The organism is bacterium SCSIO 12696 (assembly GCA_024397955.1).
Taxonomy (GTDB): Bacteria; Pseudomonadota; Gammaproteobacteria; order Pseudomonadales; family Porticoccaceae; genus SCSIO-12696.
Genome location: CP073744.1, coordinates 108,960 through 126,494, shown reverse-complemented (window position 1 = coordinate 126,494; position 17,535 = coordinate 108,960). Strand labels below are relative to the sequence as shown.

The 17,535-nt window shown below is 53.2% G+C and carries 16 protein-coding genes; 9 read left to right on the top strand and 7 right to left on the bottom strand.

Annotated features, from left to right (window positions below):
* Positions 1–14: 14 nt before the first annotated feature.
* From nagA to KFE80_00600, 4 genes are read right to left on the bottom strand one after another with little or no spacing between them, the layout of a single operon-like run.
* On the bottom strand, positions 15–1,157 hold the full coding sequence (gene nagA, locus KFE80_00615) for an N-acetylglucosamine-6-phosphate deacetylase (protein UTW45469.1): 1,143 nt from the start codon (positions 1,155–1,157) through the stop codon (positions 15–17).
* Positions 1,154–2,068 (bottom strand): ROK family protein, encoded by a 915-nt coding sequence (locus KFE80_00610; GenBank protein ID UTW45468.1) that lies wholly within the window; start codon positions 2,066–2,068, stop codon positions 1,154–1,156. Before KFE80_00610 ends, nagA begins: the two co-directional genes overlap by 4 nt.
* The gene (gene recJ / locus KFE80_00605) at positions 2,068–3,801 is read right to left on the bottom strand and encodes a single-stranded-DNA-specific exonuclease RecJ (GenBank protein UTW45467.1); all 1,734 of its coding nucleotides are present in this window, start codon (positions 3,799–3,801) and stop codon (positions 2,068–2,070) included. The genes KFE80_00610 and recJ overlap by 1 nt, the downstream gene beginning before the upstream one ends.
* Positions 3,802–3,816: 15 nt before the next feature.
* Positions 3,817–4,614, bottom strand: a complete 798-nt coding sequence (locus tag KFE80_00600) for an IclR family transcriptional regulator (GenBank protein UTW45466.1) — start codon at positions 4,612–4,614, stop codon at positions 3,817–3,819.
* A gap of 135 nt (positions 4,615–4,749) precedes the next feature.
* On the opposite strand from KFE80_00600, the gene KFE80_00595 reads away from it, so the two are divergent.
* The 9 genes from KFE80_00595 (at position 4,750) to KFE80_00555 (ending at position 13,865) form a co-directional block, all read left to right on the top strand.
* On the top strand, positions 4,750–5,919 hold the full coding sequence (locus KFE80_00595) for an alpha-hydroxy-acid oxidizing protein (protein ID UTW45465.1): 1,170 nt from the start codon (positions 4,750–4,752) through the stop codon (positions 5,917–5,919).
* Between the two features lie 9 nt (positions 5,920–5,928).
* Entirely contained in the window at positions 5,929–7,512 is a 1,584-nt protein-coding gene (locus KFE80_00590) for an aldehyde dehydrogenase (NADP(+)) (protein ID UTW45464.1), read from the top strand.
* Positions 7,513–7,518: 6 nt separating this feature from the next.
* Complete coding sequence (locus KFE80_00585; protein UTW45463.1) at positions 7,519–8,778, top strand: fumarylacetoacetate hydrolase family protein; 1,260 nt, start codon at positions 7,519–7,521, stop codon at positions 8,776–8,778.
* Positions 8,775–9,791 carry an aldo/keto reductase gene (locus tag KFE80_00580; protein ID UTW45462.1) on the top strand — a complete coding sequence of 339 codons (1,017 nt, stop codon included), beginning with the start codon at positions 8,775–8,777 and terminating at the stop codon, positions 9,789–9,791. The genes KFE80_00585 and KFE80_00580 overlap by 4 nt, the downstream gene beginning before the upstream one ends.
* Entirely contained in the window at positions 9,791–10,624 is an 834-nt protein-coding gene (locus KFE80_00575; GenBank protein ID UTW46563.1) for an amidohydrolase family protein, read from the top strand. Before KFE80_00580 ends, KFE80_00575 begins: the two co-directional genes overlap by 1 nt.
* Positions 10,625–10,626: 2 nt before the next feature.
* Positions 10,627–10,929: a UxaA family hydrolase gene (locus KFE80_00570; GenBank protein UTW45461.1), complete on the top strand. Its 303-nt coding sequence runs from the start codon at positions 10,627–10,629 to the stop codon at positions 10,927–10,929.
* Between the two features lie 8 nt (positions 10,930–10,937).
* Entirely contained in the window at positions 10,938–12,143 is a 1,206-nt protein-coding gene (locus KFE80_00565) for a UxaA family hydrolase (GenBank protein UTW45460.1), read from the top strand.
* 82 nt (positions 12,144–12,225) lie between these two features.
* Positions 12,226–13,002 (top strand): glucose 1-dehydrogenase, encoded by a 777-nt coding sequence (locus KFE80_00560; protein ID UTW45459.1) that lies wholly within the window; start codon positions 12,226–12,228, stop codon positions 13,000–13,002.
* A 14-nt stretch (positions 13,003–13,016) separates the two neighbouring features.
* Positions 13,017–13,865 (top strand): fumarylacetoacetate hydrolase family protein, encoded by an 849-nt coding sequence (locus tag KFE80_00555; protein ID UTW45458.1) that lies wholly within the window; start codon positions 13,017–13,019, stop codon positions 13,863–13,865.
* A gap of 56 nt (positions 13,866–13,921) precedes the next feature.
* Here KFE80_00555 and mgrA read toward each other — a convergent pair whose 3' ends face one another.
* The 3 genes from mgrA to KFE80_00540 form a co-directional block, all read right to left on the bottom strand.
* Positions 13,922–14,920, bottom strand: a complete 999-nt coding sequence (gene mgrA / locus KFE80_00550; GenBank protein UTW46562.1) for an L-glyceraldehyde 3-phosphate reductase — start codon at positions 14,918–14,920, stop codon at positions 13,922–13,924.
* A gap of 88 nt (positions 14,921–15,008) precedes the next feature.
* Positions 15,009–16,373 (bottom strand): MFS transporter, encoded by a 1,365-nt coding sequence (locus tag KFE80_00545; GenBank protein UTW45457.1) that lies wholly within the window; start codon positions 16,371–16,373, stop codon positions 15,009–15,011.
* A 42-nt stretch (positions 16,374–16,415) separates the two neighbouring features.
* Positions 16,416–17,522: a DUF2961 domain-containing protein gene (locus tag KFE80_00540; protein ID UTW46561.1), complete on the bottom strand. Its 1,107-nt coding sequence runs from the start codon at positions 17,520–17,522 to the stop codon at positions 16,416–16,418.
* Positions 17,523–17,535: the final 13 nt, after the last annotated feature.

Sequence of the window (17,535 nt, the reverse complement as noted above, 5' to 3'; positions counted from 1 at the left end):
ACGACGGGATTTAGTCAGTCACTGGCAACGCCGTCAATCCATGTTTTTAGCACGGTTTTGTCGCTATTGACCAACACAAAATTTGCCCGAAAACCCGGTTTAATACAGCCCAGCTCATGCTCCAATCCCAGTGCCTTCGCTGGGTAAACAGATGCCATTCGCACCGCTTCCTGCCAATCAATGTTGGCAAAATGGCAGGCGTTATTCACCGCAGACATCATATTCAAGTCAGAGCCCGCCAAGTTACCGGCAGCGTTGATACAGCGCCCCCCCTCCGCGTGAATCACCTCGCCATCAAGCACAAAGGAAGTATCTTCCGCACCCACAGTAGACATAGCATCAGTCACCAAAATAACTCCACCCCTTTGCTTTGCGGCCACGGCCACAGAAAAGGCCGCCGGGTGCATATGGTGGCCATCTGCAATAATGCCGAACCAGCTTTTGGGATCTTCCAGAGCCGCACCCACCATACCGGGAGCACGGCTCTGCAATGGTGTCATGGCATTGTACAAATGGGTAAAGCCCTCAACACCCGCTTGCAGTGCCTGCCTGGCTTGCTCATAGCTAGCGTTGCTGTGGCCAGCGCAAACAATTACTCCGCGGGCTTTGAGGTCGGCAATCATTTCTGGCGACGTTAACTCTGGTGCAATAGTAACAACGGTTTTACCGCGCTTCAGTGAGCACACCAACTCCAGGCCCTGCTCATCCAAAGTACAGAATTTTCCAGCATCGTGAGCGCCTTTTTTTTCCGGGTTTAAAAACGGCCCTTCCAAATGAATTCCCAACACACCGGGAACCCCTTCATCCATTGCCTGGTCGACCGCATCAATAGCTTGCCTCATAGTGCCAAAACTGGCCGTAATCAACGTGGGCAGCAACCCGGTAGTTCCATATTGACGATGGCCTGACGCCATCGTGCGAATAGCATCCACGGTGGGCGAGCTGTTCAACATGACTCCCCCTCCACCATTGACCTGAAGATCAATAAATCCGGGTACCAGTAAGTGTCCTTGCAAATCGACGGTACTGGCAACATCAGCTGGAAGGTCTTTGTCAGCCACCAGCGAATCAATACGACCACCATCCAGTATTACCGCCCTGCCGTCGAACTGCTGTTCACCGTCGAAGACACAACCATTGATCAACGCTGTTTTCATCCGCTCTCCATGGCCTGAAGACCCAACAAAGCAGCACCCCGTACGCCGCTGGAATCACCAAATTGCGCAGGTACCACTGCTGGCGGCTTTGCCGCTGAAAATAAATACCGCGACATGGACTCACCGATGCGTGGGTAGATTTCCGCCAAATTGGAAAGCCCTCCTGCCAGTGCAATCGCGCCAGGGTCGTAACTCAGCGTGACTTGCGCTAAAAAGCAGCCAAGGCAATCGACATAGATATCAAACACCTGCTGTGCCTTGGGCTCTTTGCGCCTTAAACCTTCGGCCATAGACTCTGGACTGTTGTAACCAGACTCGAAATATTGGCACATCCAGCCCAACCCGGGGCCAGACAGGTAATTTTCAATGCACCCCTGCAAGCCACAGCCACAGTCGCGCAAAGGCAGGTCGTATTTCTGTTGCAACCGGGCGGAAAGCGGTAAGTGGCCGAGCTCACAGGCAATGTGCTGACTGCCTTTGCAAAGTTGCCCATTGGCCACAAAGCCACCGGCCACACCCGTGCCCAATACAACCCCCATGGCGTAAGTATGCCCCGCCAAAGCACCGCCATGAGCCTCCGACAATGCCAATGTATTCACGTCGTTCTCAAATACAACCGGGCGAGCCAACCTGGCGCATAAATCCACCGACAGCGGACGTCCATGGATACCGGGGATATTCACCGCCACTGTATTTTCGTTCGCATCGAAAAAACCTGGAATACCAATCCCCACTGAGCCTTTTACACCAGTGAGTGCATCCGCCCTTTCAACCATCCCGACAATCGTATCCACAAACTCTGCATAATCGTGCTTGGGCGTTGGCACTCGCCAGGAATCCACGGGTTGCAGGCTCTCATCGAAGAGTGCCAATTCTATTTTGGTACCGCCCACATCCACACCGTAATGCATCAGCTGGCCACCTTATCCATCTGCTCCACAATCAGTTGCAATGAGCGATTACCTCGCCATTCATTGATATCCGGCTTGAAGGCACATCGTACCCTCTCCACATCGGTTGCCGGCCACTGATTGAGATCGATATTGAACGCAATGGCGTCAATGGCCTCGCCGGAATCATGGGCCAGCACCAGCTTTAGGTGCTTTTCCCCCACGATGCGCTGCTGCACCAAACGAAATTCCCCATCAAACAGCGGCTCCGGGAAATGCTGCCCCCAGGGGCCGCCGTCGCGCAGCTGCTCTACCCGCTCCAGGGTAAAATCCTGCGACGTCATTTCACCATCGCTGTGCAGCACAGCCTGTAAATCATCATCCCGAAGCTGGCGCCGCACTTCGTCGTCAAAGGCCGCTTTAAAGTCGCCCAGCTTTTCCACCGGCAAGCTCATACCCGCCGCCATAGCGTGACCGCCAAACTTGCTCAATAGATCCGGGTGACGAGCGGCCACCGCATCCAGCGCGTCGCGAATATGTAAGCCAGGAATGGAACGGGCAGAACCTTTGACATCGCCGTTATCGGCGTCTGCAAAGGCAATTACCGGACGGTGGACTTTTTCCTTGATACGAGACGCCAACAACCCCACGACACCCTGGTGCCAATCGGCATTGTACAAACACAAACCCCAAGGCAAACCATCATCATCCAATTGCAGCTGATCCACCAAAGCAACCGCTTCTTTTTGCATTTGCGCTTCAATCAGTTTGCGATCCCGGTTCAGCCCATCCAACTCTTGGGCAAATTCGCGGGCAATATCCGGGCTGTCGGTAAGCAGGCATTCAATACCGTGGCTGATATCGTCCAGGCGACCCGCGGCGTTCAACCTCGGCCCCACAAAAAAGCCGAAATCCATGGCCACAGCGCGGCGATAATCGCGCCCGGCGGCAGCCATTAACGCCAGTATGCCCGGGCGACAGCGACCGGCTCTTATACGCTGTAAGCCCTGGTGCACCAAAATGCGGTTGGTTCGATCCAGAGGCACCACATCTGCCACCGTACCCAGTGCCACTAAATCCAGCCAAGTTGCCATACTCGGTTCGGCAATGCCCTGTTCGGAAAACCAGTTGTTTTCCCGCAATATAGCCCTGAGTGCACTGAGCACATAAAAAATAACCCCGACACCCGCCAGGTTTTTACTGGGAAAATCACAGCCCGCTTGATTGGGATTCACAATGGCATCCGCATCTGGCAGCTGCTCACCGGGCAGGTGGTGATCGGTAACAATCACTTTGATACCTGCCTGTTGCGCCGCTGCCACACCCGCGATGCTGGAAATACCGTTATCCACGGTAATAATTAAATCGGGCTTATTGGCTGCGGCCAGCCCAACGATTTCCGGCGTCAAGCCGTAACCGTAATCAAAACGGTTAGGCACCAAATAATCGACCCGCTGAAAGCCCATGGCAGTCAACGCCAGAACACCCAGAGCGGTACTGGTGGCACCATCACAATCGAAATCACCAACGATCAGGATGGACTGCTGAGTTCGCAGGACCTCCCACAATAAATCAACCGCCCGGTTTGCCCCCTTTAATTGCTGAGGGCTGGGCAGGTGTTTGAGATGATTTTGCAGTTCGCTGTCATCGCGCACGCCACGAGCGGCGTAGACACGCTGCAACAAGGATGGAATATCAGAAGAAAAATGCGTTCCGCCCATGTCAGCGGAACGGCGAACAATGGTTTTGATCATGAGGGAATTGTAAAGCTACTCGCTTCGATAGCCCAACGCCTCGGAAATATCCACCGCTGCTTTTTGCAACTGTTCCAAAGCCTCGTCCAGCGTTTTGGGGTGTGAACCATCTTTATAGGAGAGGAATGGCATGACTAAAGCAGCGACAATAGAACCATTGTGATCGAATACAGGGCAACCGATATCTTCCACCCCGTGAGCCTGAGCGCTGGAAATGCTTTCATAACCCTGAGTACAGATTCGCTTACTTAGCTCTTTAACCAGTTTTTTGGTGGGCTTTTTGTGGTGTTTGGGGATGCTATTGAACATAGCCTCCTGTTGAGCCTCATCCGCATAAGCAAGCAGTATGTGTCCGGAGCAGGTGTCTACCAAAGATGCTTCAGCTCCCAAGCGAACACTAAAAATTCGCGCTGAAGGGGCATCCTGTTGTACCACAACGTGCCCTCTTCCCTCGTAATAAATCACCAGATGACAGGACTGCTCTATTTGATACGCCAGTCGTTTCATGACCTTGGTAGCGGCAGCAGTAAGGCGCTTGACCGGCGGGAACTGGTGAGACAGCTCAAACAATTTTAATGACAGCTGGTAGCGATCACTGCCCGCGGGCAATATCAAATAACCCCTCTGCTCCAGCACCACCAGCATGCGAAACAGCTCCCCCACTGACCGCCCAAGGCGTTTGGCGATATCACTCAAACTAAGCCCGTCCGGCTCACGGGAAAGCAGCTCAAGAACATCCAGCCCTTTCTCTAAAGCGGGTGCCGAATAGGATTGACGTCGAGAGGCGGGGGCTGCCGTTTTTTTAGCGGTCATTGGATATCCATACTCTTTTTCATTTGAAAGCCATTTTCACCTAAAAGCGCCTCCTTCGAAAGGCCAATTTTCACTTGACTTATCGAGTCGAGCATTATCTAATTTTCACATTAGAAAAATTATTTTAGAAATGAAATGAATAGTCAATTCTTCGACTCTCGCTTCCCCGGCACAGCCGACCTGAAAAAACAGGCCAAAAAGCGCATTCCTCGCTTTGCCTACGAATACATAAAGGGCGGCTGTCACGAAGAAATTGGCCTGTTACGCAACCGCCAGGATATTCAGGCAGTGCAGCTGCGCAGTGAACTGCTTAAACCTTTCTCTGGCAGCAACCTGGAAGTAGAGTTGTTTGGTCACACCTACTCCGCCCCCTTTGGGGTTGCACCAGTAGGCCTGCAGGGGCTGATGTGGCCCAAGGCACCAGAGATTCTGGCCAAAGCCGCAGCTGAGAAAAACATTCCGTTTGTATTAAGCACGGTGTCTTCCGCCAAGCTGGAAGACATCGCCGAACTGTCCGAAGGCAAAGCCTGGTACCAACTGTATAACCCTACAGACCCTGCCATTCGAGAGGATCTGCTCAAACGCATTACCGCCGCCCAATACCCAGTATTGGTGGTCACTGTGGATGTACCCACCTTTGGCTACCGGCCACGGGACATTCGCAATGGCTTGGCCATGCCGCCAAAAATGTCGCTTTCCAACATCTGCCAGATGCTGGCCCGCCCCGCCTGGCTACTGGCTACGGCCAAAGCTGGCAAGCCTGAAATGCAGACCTTAAAACCCTATATGCCCAAGGGCATGCCCACCGATCAACTGGCCGCGTTTATGAACAAAACCGTGATGGGCCGGGTGGATATGGAAGGGCTGAAGCCGATTCGGGATTTCTGGAAAGGCCCGTTGGTGATCAAGGGCCTGATTAACGAAAAAGACGTAGCCAGCGCTATCTCATTGGGGGCCGATGCGGTGGTGATGTCCAACCACGGCGCCCGCCAGCTCGATCCCGGTGAATCTCCGGTGCCAGCGCTGAAAAAAGCAGCGCGCTCTTACGGTGACAAAATCAAGATATTTATGGATTCAGGCATCAATTCTGGCTCCAACATCGCCAGCGCTATGGCTTGCGGCGCGGATTTTACCTTTCTGGGGCGCTCCTTTGTTTATGGCGTGGGCGCCCTCGGTGACAAGGGCGGTATACACACCATCAATATGCTCACTACCCAATTAACCCAGGTCATGAACCAGCTGGGCTGCGCCACCGTGGCGGATTTGCCCAACTGCTTGGTAGATGACTCTAACGAATCTGTTTAAGGAAAGCTCATGTCCAGTACCCCACAGTCTTATATCGCCGGTCAATGGCATTCCCCTACTGCCTCAACCTTCAGCTCCTGGGATCCGACCGCGGATCAGGCACTGCAAAGCTGCGGCACCTGCGGAGATGACGAGATCGCTCTAGCCTGTGCAGCGGCAGTCTCCGCCACCAACGAACTGACGAAAAAGACCCCTGCTGAACTGGCTGGTTTTTTGCGCCAGCTGGCTACAGAAATAGAAGCCTTGGGGGACGAATTGATCACCACTGGCATGAGCGAAACTGGCCTGCCGGAAGCGCGCCTGCAAGGGGAGCGCGGGCGCACCTGCGGCCAGATTCGCGCCTTTGCGGATATGGTGGAAGAAGGCTCCTGGCGCCAGGCCAGTATTGATACTGCGCAACCAGACAGAGCACCGCTGCCAAAACCGGACGTGCGCGCCCTGCTCAATCCCATCGGCCCAGTGGCTGTATTTGGTGCCTCCAACTTCCCGTTTGCCTTTGGCAGCCTCGGCGGCGATAGCGCAGCGGCGCTAGCAGCCGGCAACCCCATCGTAGTGAAAGGCCACCCCAGCCACCCCATGACCTCTACCCTGTTTGCCAAAGCCATGGATAGCGCCATCAAAAATTGTGGTTTCCCTGCGGGCACATTCTCCCTGCTGCAAGGCACCGGTAATGCCCTGGGCGGTGCCCTGGTTGAGAATTCAGCCATTAAAGCAGTGGGCTTTACCGGCTCCGTAGCCGGTGGCCGCGCATTGATGGATATCGCCGCCAAACGCCCACAGCCCATCCCCGTATTTGCTGAGATGGGCAGCATCAACCCGGTGTTTATTTTGCCAGACGCACTGGAAAGCAATCTTAATCTGATTGCCACCGGCCTGGCGGGCTCCATCTCCATGGGTGTGGGCCAGTTCTGTACCTCACCGGGCCTGATTGTGACCCTGAAAGGTGATCTGGGCGAACAACTGGCCAATGAGTTGTCCGCTCAAGCCCGGGGAGTAATGCTTAACCCCGGTATCGCTGAATCCCTGCAAACATCCCTGTCCCAGCGCGCCAGTAATGAGGCCATTGATGTGCTTGCAGGCGGCCCAGTGGGCGATCAACCACTGCAGCCCAACAATACCCTGATGCGCATCGACGCCGAGCGCTTTTTGGCCACACCTGAGCTGTTGCACGAAGTCTTTGGCCCCGCCGCTCTGCTGGTGGAATGCGATTCCGTGGCACAGATGCAGCAAGTTGCCAAAGCGATGGAAGGCAACCTCACCGCCACTATTCACACTCAAGATTACGACAGTCCTGCAGTCAGCGAATTGCTACAGCAACTAAGCCGAGTTGCCGGCCGAGTGCTGTTTAACGGCTACCCCACTGGGGTGGAGGTATGTCCGTCTATGCAACACGGCGGCCCCTATCCGGCTTCGTCTTTTGCGGTGGCCACCAGTGTCGGCACAGCCGCGGCAACACGCTTTACCATGCGCAACGCCTACCAAAATTGCCCGGATTCCCTGCTGCCAGCGGAGCTGCAAAACGCCAACCCCCTGGGCTTATGGCGCTTAGTGGATGGCCAATTTACCCAGACTGCCGTTAGCCAGGAGGCATAAAAACCCATGACTATCGCTGCTTACAACACCGTCAAAGACGCATCACTGACCAATAGCCTGCCAGACAATTGCCGCGAAGGTACCTGGGTAGGCCGTGCCTGGCTGCCCGCCAGCTACAGCCCCACCGGCACCGCGGGACCGCACTTGATTACCGTGCGCGATAAGCAGGTCATCGAGCTATCTGGCCATTTGGAAACCATCGCCGACCTGGTTAGCAAAGACGACCCGGTGAGTGCGGTGCGCAATGCCAACGGCAACACCGTTTGCTCACTGGAAGAGCTGCTGGAAAACAGCCTGTTTCACAATTTGCCAGAGGATGCCACTCAAGCCGACAAACCCCATTTGCTGGCTCCCAACGACCTGCAAGCCATTAAGGCTTGCGGCGTTACCTTCGCCGTCAGCATGTTGGAGCGGGTGATTGAAGAACGGGCTGGCGGCGACCCCAACAAAGCCGCCGAAATCCGCGCCGTAATTCGCAACAGTATCGGTGATGACCTGCACAGCCTGGTGCCCGGCAGCGAAGCCGCCATGGCACTGAAAGACGAACTGATCAAAGCAGGCATGTGGTCACAGTATCTGGAAGTGGGCATCGGCCCCGACGCCGAGGTGTTTACTAAATCTCAGGTGTTGTCCGCCATCACCAGCGGTGCTCAGCTGGGCGTACTATCCACTAGCCACTGGAACAACCCAGAACCTGAAATCGCGTTGTTGGTAACACCGGATGCCCGGGCCATTGGCGCTACTTTGGGTAACGACGTCAACTTGCGGGACTACGAAGGCCGCAGTGCCCTGCTATTGGGCAAAGCCAAAGATCAGAATGGCACCTGCTGCCTGGGCCCGCTGTTCCGTCTGTTCGACGACAGCTTTTCCCTGGAAGATGTGAAAAGCGCAGAAGTGGAACTGACTCTGGTGGGCGAAGACGGCTTCCGCTCTTCCGGTGCCAACAAAATGAGTCAAATCAGTCGCACCCCGGAAAGCCTGGTCGCGCAAACCTGCAATCGCTCTCACCAATACCCGGACGGTTTGGTGCTGTTTATGGGCACCATGTTTGCCCCCACCGAAGACCGTGGCGAAGCGGGATTGGGCTTTACTCACCAGATAGGCGACCGGGTAGAAATATCCTCCGCCAAACTGGGCAAACTGGTGAACTGGGTGAACCACTGCGACCGCATCCCCGAATGGCAATACGGCTTGTCGCAGCTGGTGGACTTTATCGCCAACCAACGTATCGCCAAGCTGGCAAACAAAGAAAAGGCAAGTCTATGAGCGTTGAACAACGGCAAATAGGCAATACCGGCCTGGCTATACACACCTTTGGGTTTGGCTGCGCGCCACTGGGCAACCTCTACAACCCAATCAGTGACGAAGACGCTAAAAACACGCTACAGACTGCATGGGACGGTGGTTACCGCTATTTTGATACCGCTCCTCACTATGGCCAGGGCTTATCAGAGCGCCGTACCGGCGACATTCTGCGCGGCCACAATGATTATGTGCTGTCCACCAAAGTAGGCCGTTTGCTGAAGCCGGCAGGCTACGCGAAAGAACGCCACTGCTACCGTTCGCCCATGCCTTTCGATATTCACTACGACTACAGCTACGACGCGGTTATGCGTTCCTTCGAGGACAGCCTGCAAAGGCTGGGCCTGGACCGGGTGGACATCCTCTATATGCACGATATTGGCCGCGTCACCCACGGCGATGCCAACGATCACCACTTTGCCATCGCCATGGACGGCGGCTATAAAGCCATGGACAGCCTGCGCAGCCAGGGTTTGGTAAAAGCCATCGGCCTCGGCGTTAACGAGCATGAAGTATGCGAGCAGGCGCTAGAGTACGGTGATTGGGACTGCTTCCTGTTGGCCGGGCGCTACACCCTGCTGGAGCAGGAATCCCTGCAAACCTTTTTACCCAAGTGCGAGCAGCGTAACTGTTCCATTGTGATTGGCGGCGCCTACAACTCAGGCATCCTCGCCACCGGAACCCGCGGCGGCGGCACCCTGCACTACGACTACGGCCCTGCCCCTCAGACCGTTGTCGATAAAGTGCGTCAGCTGGAAGACCTGTGCGATGAGTACAGTATTCCGCTGGCCGCCGCGGCCCTTCAGTTCCCCCTTGCCCACCCTGCAGTGGCCTCGGTGATTCCCGGCATGGGCAGTGCAAGGCGTATCGCCCAAACCCAAACGCTAATCGACACCCAGATTCCCGACGAATTCTGGCAAGCACTGCGCAGCAAAAGTCTGGTTGCAGATGCCGCACCCCTACCTGGAGGCGCTTGATTGTGATCGATAGCCACCAACATTTTTGGCAAATTGCCCGGGGCGACTACGGTTGGTTGACGGAGGATCTGGGGCCAATTTATCGGGATTTTTTGCCCGCCGATCTGGCTCCCATGCTCGCCGATGCCAGCATTAAAAAAACCATCTTGGTGCAAGCCGCCGACAGCGAAGCAGAAACCCAATTTATGCTGGGGCTGGCTGAGCAAACGGATTTTATTGCCGGTGTGGTGGGCTGGGTGGATATGGCCGCCAGCGATGCCGCCGAATGCATTGGCGAGCTGGCGCAAAACCCCTATTTAAAAGGCATTCGCCCAATGATCCAGGACATCGCCGACGATGACTGGATGCTGCGCGCAGAGTTGGATAGCGCGTTTAATGCCCTGCTCGACAACAAACTCAGCTTTGACGCACTGGTATTGCCCAGGCACCTGCCCAATCTGCTGACCCTGTTAAAGCGCTACCCCACTTTGCGCACCGTTGTTGATCACGGCGCCAAGCCAGATATTGCCAACGACAGCAGCAGTCAATGGCAGGCCGATATCGCCGCTATTGCCGAACACACTCAGGCTTACTGCAAAGTCTCTGGCCTGGTGACCGAAGCCGGTGAGCGTACCGCCAAAGAGCATCTGCAGCCCTACTTTGATCATCTGTACAACAGCTTTGGTGGCGATCGTTTGATGTGGGGCAGCGATTGGCCAGTGCTTAATTTGAGTATGGACTACAGCGACTGGCGAGCGTTGAGTCTGGCGTTGATGGCCGAGCTGCCCGAACACGAACAACAGCAGCTGCTGGGCAAAAACGCCGCAGTGTTTTACCAGCTACAGGAGGTATAGGGATGACTGAAACCATCGACGACATTATCCGGCTGCACGGCAGTGACAATATTGGTGTCAGCCGCCGCAACCTGAGCGTGGATGAAATGATCACCATCAATGGCCAGGCCGTGCGCGTCGCTGAAAATATTCCCGTGGGCCATAAGGTAGCTCTGGCGGACATTAGCGACGGCGACAAAATCCTTAAATACGGCGCGCCCATTGGCTCCGCCACCGCTGTTATCGAAACCGGCCGCCATGTGCACCTGCACAATATGAAGAGCGACTATATCGCCAGCTATACACGGGAAGGCATTAGCCAATAGAGGTAAAAATGAACGGTTATTTACGACAAGATGGCCGCAAAGGCATACGCAACGTCATAGCAGTGGCGTATCTGGTGGAATGTGCCCACCATGTCACTCGGCAAATCGTCATGCGCAGCCAAATGCAGAACAACACCGATCAGGTGCACTTAATCGGCTTTCCCGGTTGCTACCCCAATGACTACGCGCTCAATATGATGAAGCAGCTGTGCACTCACCCCAATGTAGGCGGTGTGCTGCTGGTTTCTCTGGGCTGCGAGGGTTTTAACCGCGAACACTTGCAAGAGAGTATCGTTGCCAGCGGCCGTCCGGTGGGAACACTGGTCATTCAACAACAGGGCGGCACCAAAAAAACCATCGATGCCGGGGTCGCTAAAGTTGGTGAACTGCTGGCTCAAGCCAGCACAGTAGAGCAAGTTCCCATGGCAGTCGATGAGCTCATCGTGGGCACCATCTGCGGAGGTTCCGATGGCACCAGTGGCATAACCGCCAACCCCGCTGTGGGGCGCTGTTTCGACAAGTTAGTCGACAAGGGAGCCACGTGTATCTTTGAGGAGACCGGCGAACTGATCGGCTGCGAAGATACCATGTACGAACGGGCTGCCACCCCGGAACTGGCCAAAGAAATCGAATCCGCCATGATCAAGGCTGCGAATTACTACACCGCTATGGGTTATGGCAGCTTCGCCCCCGGCAATGCCGAAGGCGGCCTGACCACCCAGGAAGAAAAGTCCATGGGCGCCTACTGCAAATCCGGCGATTCACAAATTCACGGCTTGATTAAGCCCGGCGACATACCACCCACTGGCGGTTTGTACTTAATGGACGTAGTACCCGATGGCGACCCAAAATTTGGCTTCCCCAATATTTCCGACAATGCGGAAATTGTTGAGCTGATTGCCTCTGGTAGCCATATGGTGCTGTTTACCACCGGTCGTGGATCGGTGGTCGGTTCTGCCATTTCCCCAGTCATTAAAGTCTGTGCCAATCCCGAAACTTACCAACGTATGGCGGACGACATGGATGTAAATGCCGGCAAAATCATGAATGGCGACGGCGATGTGGACAGCGTTGGTGAAGAGATTTACCAACAGGTGCTTGCCGCTGCAGCAGGCAGCCCCAGCAAGTCCGAAGAAATGGGGCATCAGGAATTTATTCTAACGTATAAACAGTTTGAGCCCATTGGGCCGAGTTGCTTGCCATTGTCAGCGTAGTGAAACACCACTGCCATTCTGAAACCTGAAGCTTGACGTCGCCTTGTTTGCCAGGATGACAGATAAAGAAAATAGGAAAAACATGACCCAACGATTTACTAACAAAACCGCATTAGTCACCGGCGGTGCCAGCGGCATCGGCCAAAGTGTTTGCCTGCGCCTGGCCAATGAAGGCGCCCAGGTGATAATTATCGATCTCAATTTGGAAGCGGCACAAAAAACCGTTGATTTAATCGTAGCTGCTGGTGGCAAAGCCAGCGCCCACAGCTGCGACATTTCCGACACCGAAGCCACCAAAACCCTGTTGCAGGAATTAGACGACAAACAGCCTATCGACGTTCTGGTTAATAGCGCAGGCATCGCCCATATTGGCAGCATCGAACAATGTACGGAAAACGATCTGGACCGTTTGTACCAGGTAAACATTAAAGGCACTTACAACACCATGGCTGCGCTTATTCCAGCCATGAAATCTCGCCAATCAGGAGCCATTTTAAATCTGGCGTCTGTTGCCTCGTCCGTGGGCATTGTGGATCGCTTTGCCTACTCCATGACCAAAGGCGCAGTACTTACCATGACTTACTCGGTGGCCAAGGACTTTATCAAAGATGGCATTCGCTGCAACTGCATTGCTCCAGGCCGAGTACATACACCCTTCGTCGATAACTTTCTGGCACAAAACTATCCGGACAATACCGACGAAATGTTTGAAAAACTTTCCAACACCCAACCCATTGGACGCATGGGTAAGCCGGAAGAAATGGCCGGTTTAATCGCTTACCTGTGTTCGGACGAAGCTGCGTTTATCACCGGTTGCAACTTCCCCATCGACGGTGGCTTTGTCACCCTGAATAATTAATCAAGGAACCAACTATGAAATTAGTGCGTTATGGTAACCCCGGAAACGAAAAGCCGGGCATCCTCGACAACGACGGTAACATCCGCAGCCTGGCAGATAAGGTGAACGATATTGATGGCTCGGTACTGACCGCGGAAGGCCTTGATGCTCTAAAAGCCATTGACGTAGATAGTCTGCCACTGGTTGACGGTGAACAACGTTTTGGTGCCTGTGTAGGCAATATCGGCAAGTTTATCTGCATCGGCTTGAACTATGCCGACCATGCCGCAGAAACCGGCGCACCCATTCCTCCAGAGCCAGTGGTATTTATGAAGGCTACCAGCTCCGTGATGGGCCCCAACGACAATGTGGTCATTCCCCGCAACAGTGAAAAAACCGATTGGGAAGTGGAACTGGCCATGGTAATTGGCAAGGAAACCTCTTACGCGACTGAAGAAGAAGCGGCCAACTGCATTGCCGGTTACTTTGTTTGCAACGATGTATCGGAGCGAGAGTTCCAGTTAGAGCGCAGTGGCCAGTGGGACTTGGGCAAGGGCTGTGACACCTTTGGTCCGATTGGCCCCTACCTGGTAACCGCTGACGAAGCTGGCGATGTATCCAACCTCAGCATGTGGCTTGAGGTAAATGGTCATCGCTACCAGAACGGCAATACCTCAACCATGATTTTTAGCCCGGCTTTTATCGTCAGCTTTTTGAGCCAATACATGAGCCTGCAGCCGGGAGATGTAATTTCCACAGGCACACCGCCTGGGGTTGGCCTGGGTCAAAAGCCGCCCGTATATTTAAAACCGGGTGATGTGATTGAACTGGGTATCGAAGGTTTGGGCGTGCAACGACAAACTGTAGAAGCCTGCCCTGAATAAACACTGCAGGGTGGATTACGTCGCTGCGCGACTAATCCACCCTACGGCTTTCACATTCAATTATTTGTCTGGCTGGACTCGGCCCACAGATTAATACCACCCTCCTGAGCATACTTGTCGATCGCCAACAGCTCGTCATCGCTAAACGATAGATTTTTCAAAGCGCCAACACAGCTTTCTATTTGCTCAACTTTGCTGGCACCAATCAATGCAGAGGTTACTCGCTGATCCCGCAATACCCAGGCAATGGCCATTTGCGCCAGTGACTGCCCGCGCTGTGCGGCAATATCATTAAGTGCTTTGATATTGGCAATATTTTCTTCTGACAACAACTCTTGAGACAGGGTGCCCTGCTGTGCCGCTCGGCTGGTATCAGGCACACCGTTCAGATACTTATCTGTCAACATTCCCTGAGCCAGTGGCGAAAACACGATACAGCCCATCTCCTGCTGCTCAAGAGTATCCAAAAGACCATCTCGCTCAATCCACCGATTCAGCATGGAATAGCTGGGCTGGTGAATCAGCAGGCGGGAACTAAACTCCCGCACCAGCTGACTGGCCTCTTCCGTGCGCAAGCTGTTGTAGGAAGAAACACCTACGTATAACGCTTTGCCGGAAGACAGCGCCGTATCAAGAGCACCCATGGTTTCTTCCAGTGGTGTGTCTGGATCAAAGCGGTGGGAGTAAAAAATATCCACATAATCCAGCCCCAGGCGTTTGAGGCTTTGATCAAGGCTGGCCAGCAAATACTTGCGGCTGCCCCACTCCCCATAAGGGCCGGGCCACATCCAATAACCAGCTTTACTGGAAATAATTAGCTCATCTCGATAGGCGGCAAAATCTCTACTAAGAATACGGCCAAAATTCTCCTCAGCTGAACCCGGTGGCGGCCCATAATTATTGGCCAGATCAAAGTGGGTAATGCCCAAATCAAAGGCTTTAAAGCACAACTGTTGGTGGGTTTCGTAGGGTACGTTGTAGCCAAAGTTATGCCACAAGCCCAGAGAAATCGCTGGAAGTTGCAAACCACTACTGCCACAGCGGCGATAGGTCATTGACTGATAACGATCAGATGATGCGACATAACGTTCAGCTTCAGATTGCCAGGGAAACACGTCTACCTCCTGAATCAATAGATAACATTTAAACTTGCTGAGGGCTGTTGCCGCGCAGCTTTTGTAATTTCACCGCGTTCGAGGCGACCACTTCTGAAGTCAGCGACATCTTGTTTAAAATCCATGCAGTGATTACAAAACCAACTGCTGGAATCAGGGTAAAAATCGCCAGTATGCCCGACACCGTATCGGTGCTTTGATCGACGCCACCACTTTTATAGCCGTATACCGCCAACAGGTAAGTAGCCAATGCACCACCAACCGCAAGACCTACTTTCAACGCAAACAGAGTAAACGAGGAAATCAGCCCATCCAGGCGGCGGTTATTTTGAAGCTCGCCATAATCCGTCACTTCAGCCATAGTTGAGAAAATCAACGGCGCCATCATTTGGTTAAAAAAGCCGACAAAAAACTGCATTACCAAAATGGCACCAATCCAACTTGGCGCAATCAGGTAGGTACTTCCGGAAAGAACGGCACTGATCAGACACAGCATCACCCAAGCGCGCTTTTTGCACATAAGAGAGGTCAAACGATTCGCCAGTGCGCTGCCCAACATACCGCCGATCATCCACAGGGACAAGAACAGCGACACCATGGATTCCGCATCCTCTGCGTAATAATTGAGGTAATAAATTCCGGTTGTCGCTTTGACTGTCTGCGCGGTGACCATAATCAATACCGCCAAGCCCAGCAGGCGCCACTGATCATTTTTCATCACCTGGGCAATATCGTTTTTAATATTTTTGGTACCGGTATTTACCGGTTTCACCCGCTCCTTGGTAGAAGCAAAGCAGATCAAAAATAGAACAACAGACAGCGCGGCCATCACCATCATTGCTAACTTATAACCGGTTGTCTTATCGCCCTGCCCCAGAAAATCTGCCAGTGGAACCAAGCCCGCAGTAACGATCAAACCACCGCCGGTGGCTGCTACAAAGCGAAACGAATTTAGCGACACTCGCTCCTTGGGGTCCGCTGTCATCACACTGCCCAAGGCAAAGTAAGGAATATTGGTGGCAGTAAAAAACAGCATAAGCACCGCGTAGCTGACATAGGCGTAGATGGTTTTACCGGCAACGTCCATATCTGGAACCGTAAAAACCACCACCGACATAATGGCGTAAGGCACACAGAGAAATAACAGAAAAGGTCGATACTTGCCCCAACGGGTATTGGTTCTGTCGACAAGCAAACCCATTAGTGGGTCTGTCACTGCATCGAAAATGCGTACAAACAGAAATATGCCAGCGACGGTAGCGGCATCTAACCCAAAAACATCGGTGTAGTAATAGGCCAACAGCAAAACCACTGACTGATAAACAAAGTTACCCGCCATATCGCCGACGCTAAAACCGACTTTTTCCCGGACTTTTAAGCGACTTCCCGTCATAAATTATGCCCCGTAATATTTGATAGAGTTATTAAGAGAAGTTTAGTTAACCTCCAAGAAATCTCTGTGAGGCAACTCCGAGAACGGAACCGTCGGTAAAGTTTGGTACCAAAATGCCACCGAAGAGATATCGTCTTGCAGAGGCAAGTAACGGCGATTATCGACAGCCCCACCAAAGTTCGGATAATCCCGCCAACCGAGAGCCTGGATATTCACTTTCAAGCTTTTCTCAAAACGCACGGGGTCGGGAATATGCCAACGGTACATACCAAAACGCTGGTTAGCATTGTAAATACCGTCTGGGCGCTGAATTTGTGGAACACCGGCAAACGCATTTGAATACTCGGTGTATGCCTCAGGCCAATTCTTATTGGGTACTGCCAAACTAATATCGTAGTTATAGGAACCCAGGAAATAGTCTTCTGTTCCAGTGCCGCAAATGGTTGGGAAGTCAGTGTCGTCGTCCATAAAGAACTTGATTTCACCCTCCCCCCACCAGCCATTATTGTTGACACCCCAAGCCATGTAAGTACCGATGTAGTGGCCCTGCCCCTCAACACCATCCAAAATAGTGTGAACCTCTTTGTATGGCAGAGGGTTGCTGCGGCGGAACTGAGCATGGAAGTACGCGCAGTTGTCAGGTACCTCGGTCTCGGTGTAATTGATTTGATAAAAAATCACACACTTTTGCAGTGGATCACGATTCTCCAGTGTAATTCGAGCGCTCTTTTTGTAAGGCATTTCCCAAAAGCAGTTGTACGCCAGACCAGGGTTAACCGTAACAGGCATTGAATCGACCTGAGCAAAGTCTTCCAAACCATTACAGAAAAAATCACCGATGGGAACTTCAACAGAGGGATGCTCCTGATCGTCCCAATACATACGCAAAATCAAATCGCGTTTCTTAGGGCCAATAACCGTCATCCACATTTGTTGGATAGCACCACCCTTTTTAATATCAGCCAGAGTAAAGGTCTCTTCTGGAGGAACTTCAACACAGGGTGAAACCTTCCAGCCTTGGCCCAAATCTCGAGATGGAATCGACCCCATACCTTCTGTGGCCATACCGCCTTTGCCCGGTTCTCCAGTGAAATTTTCTGGTGAAATAGAGCGACTTTTTGCTTTGGACAAAAGCGACAGATTGCCCATATTCAACCCTAAA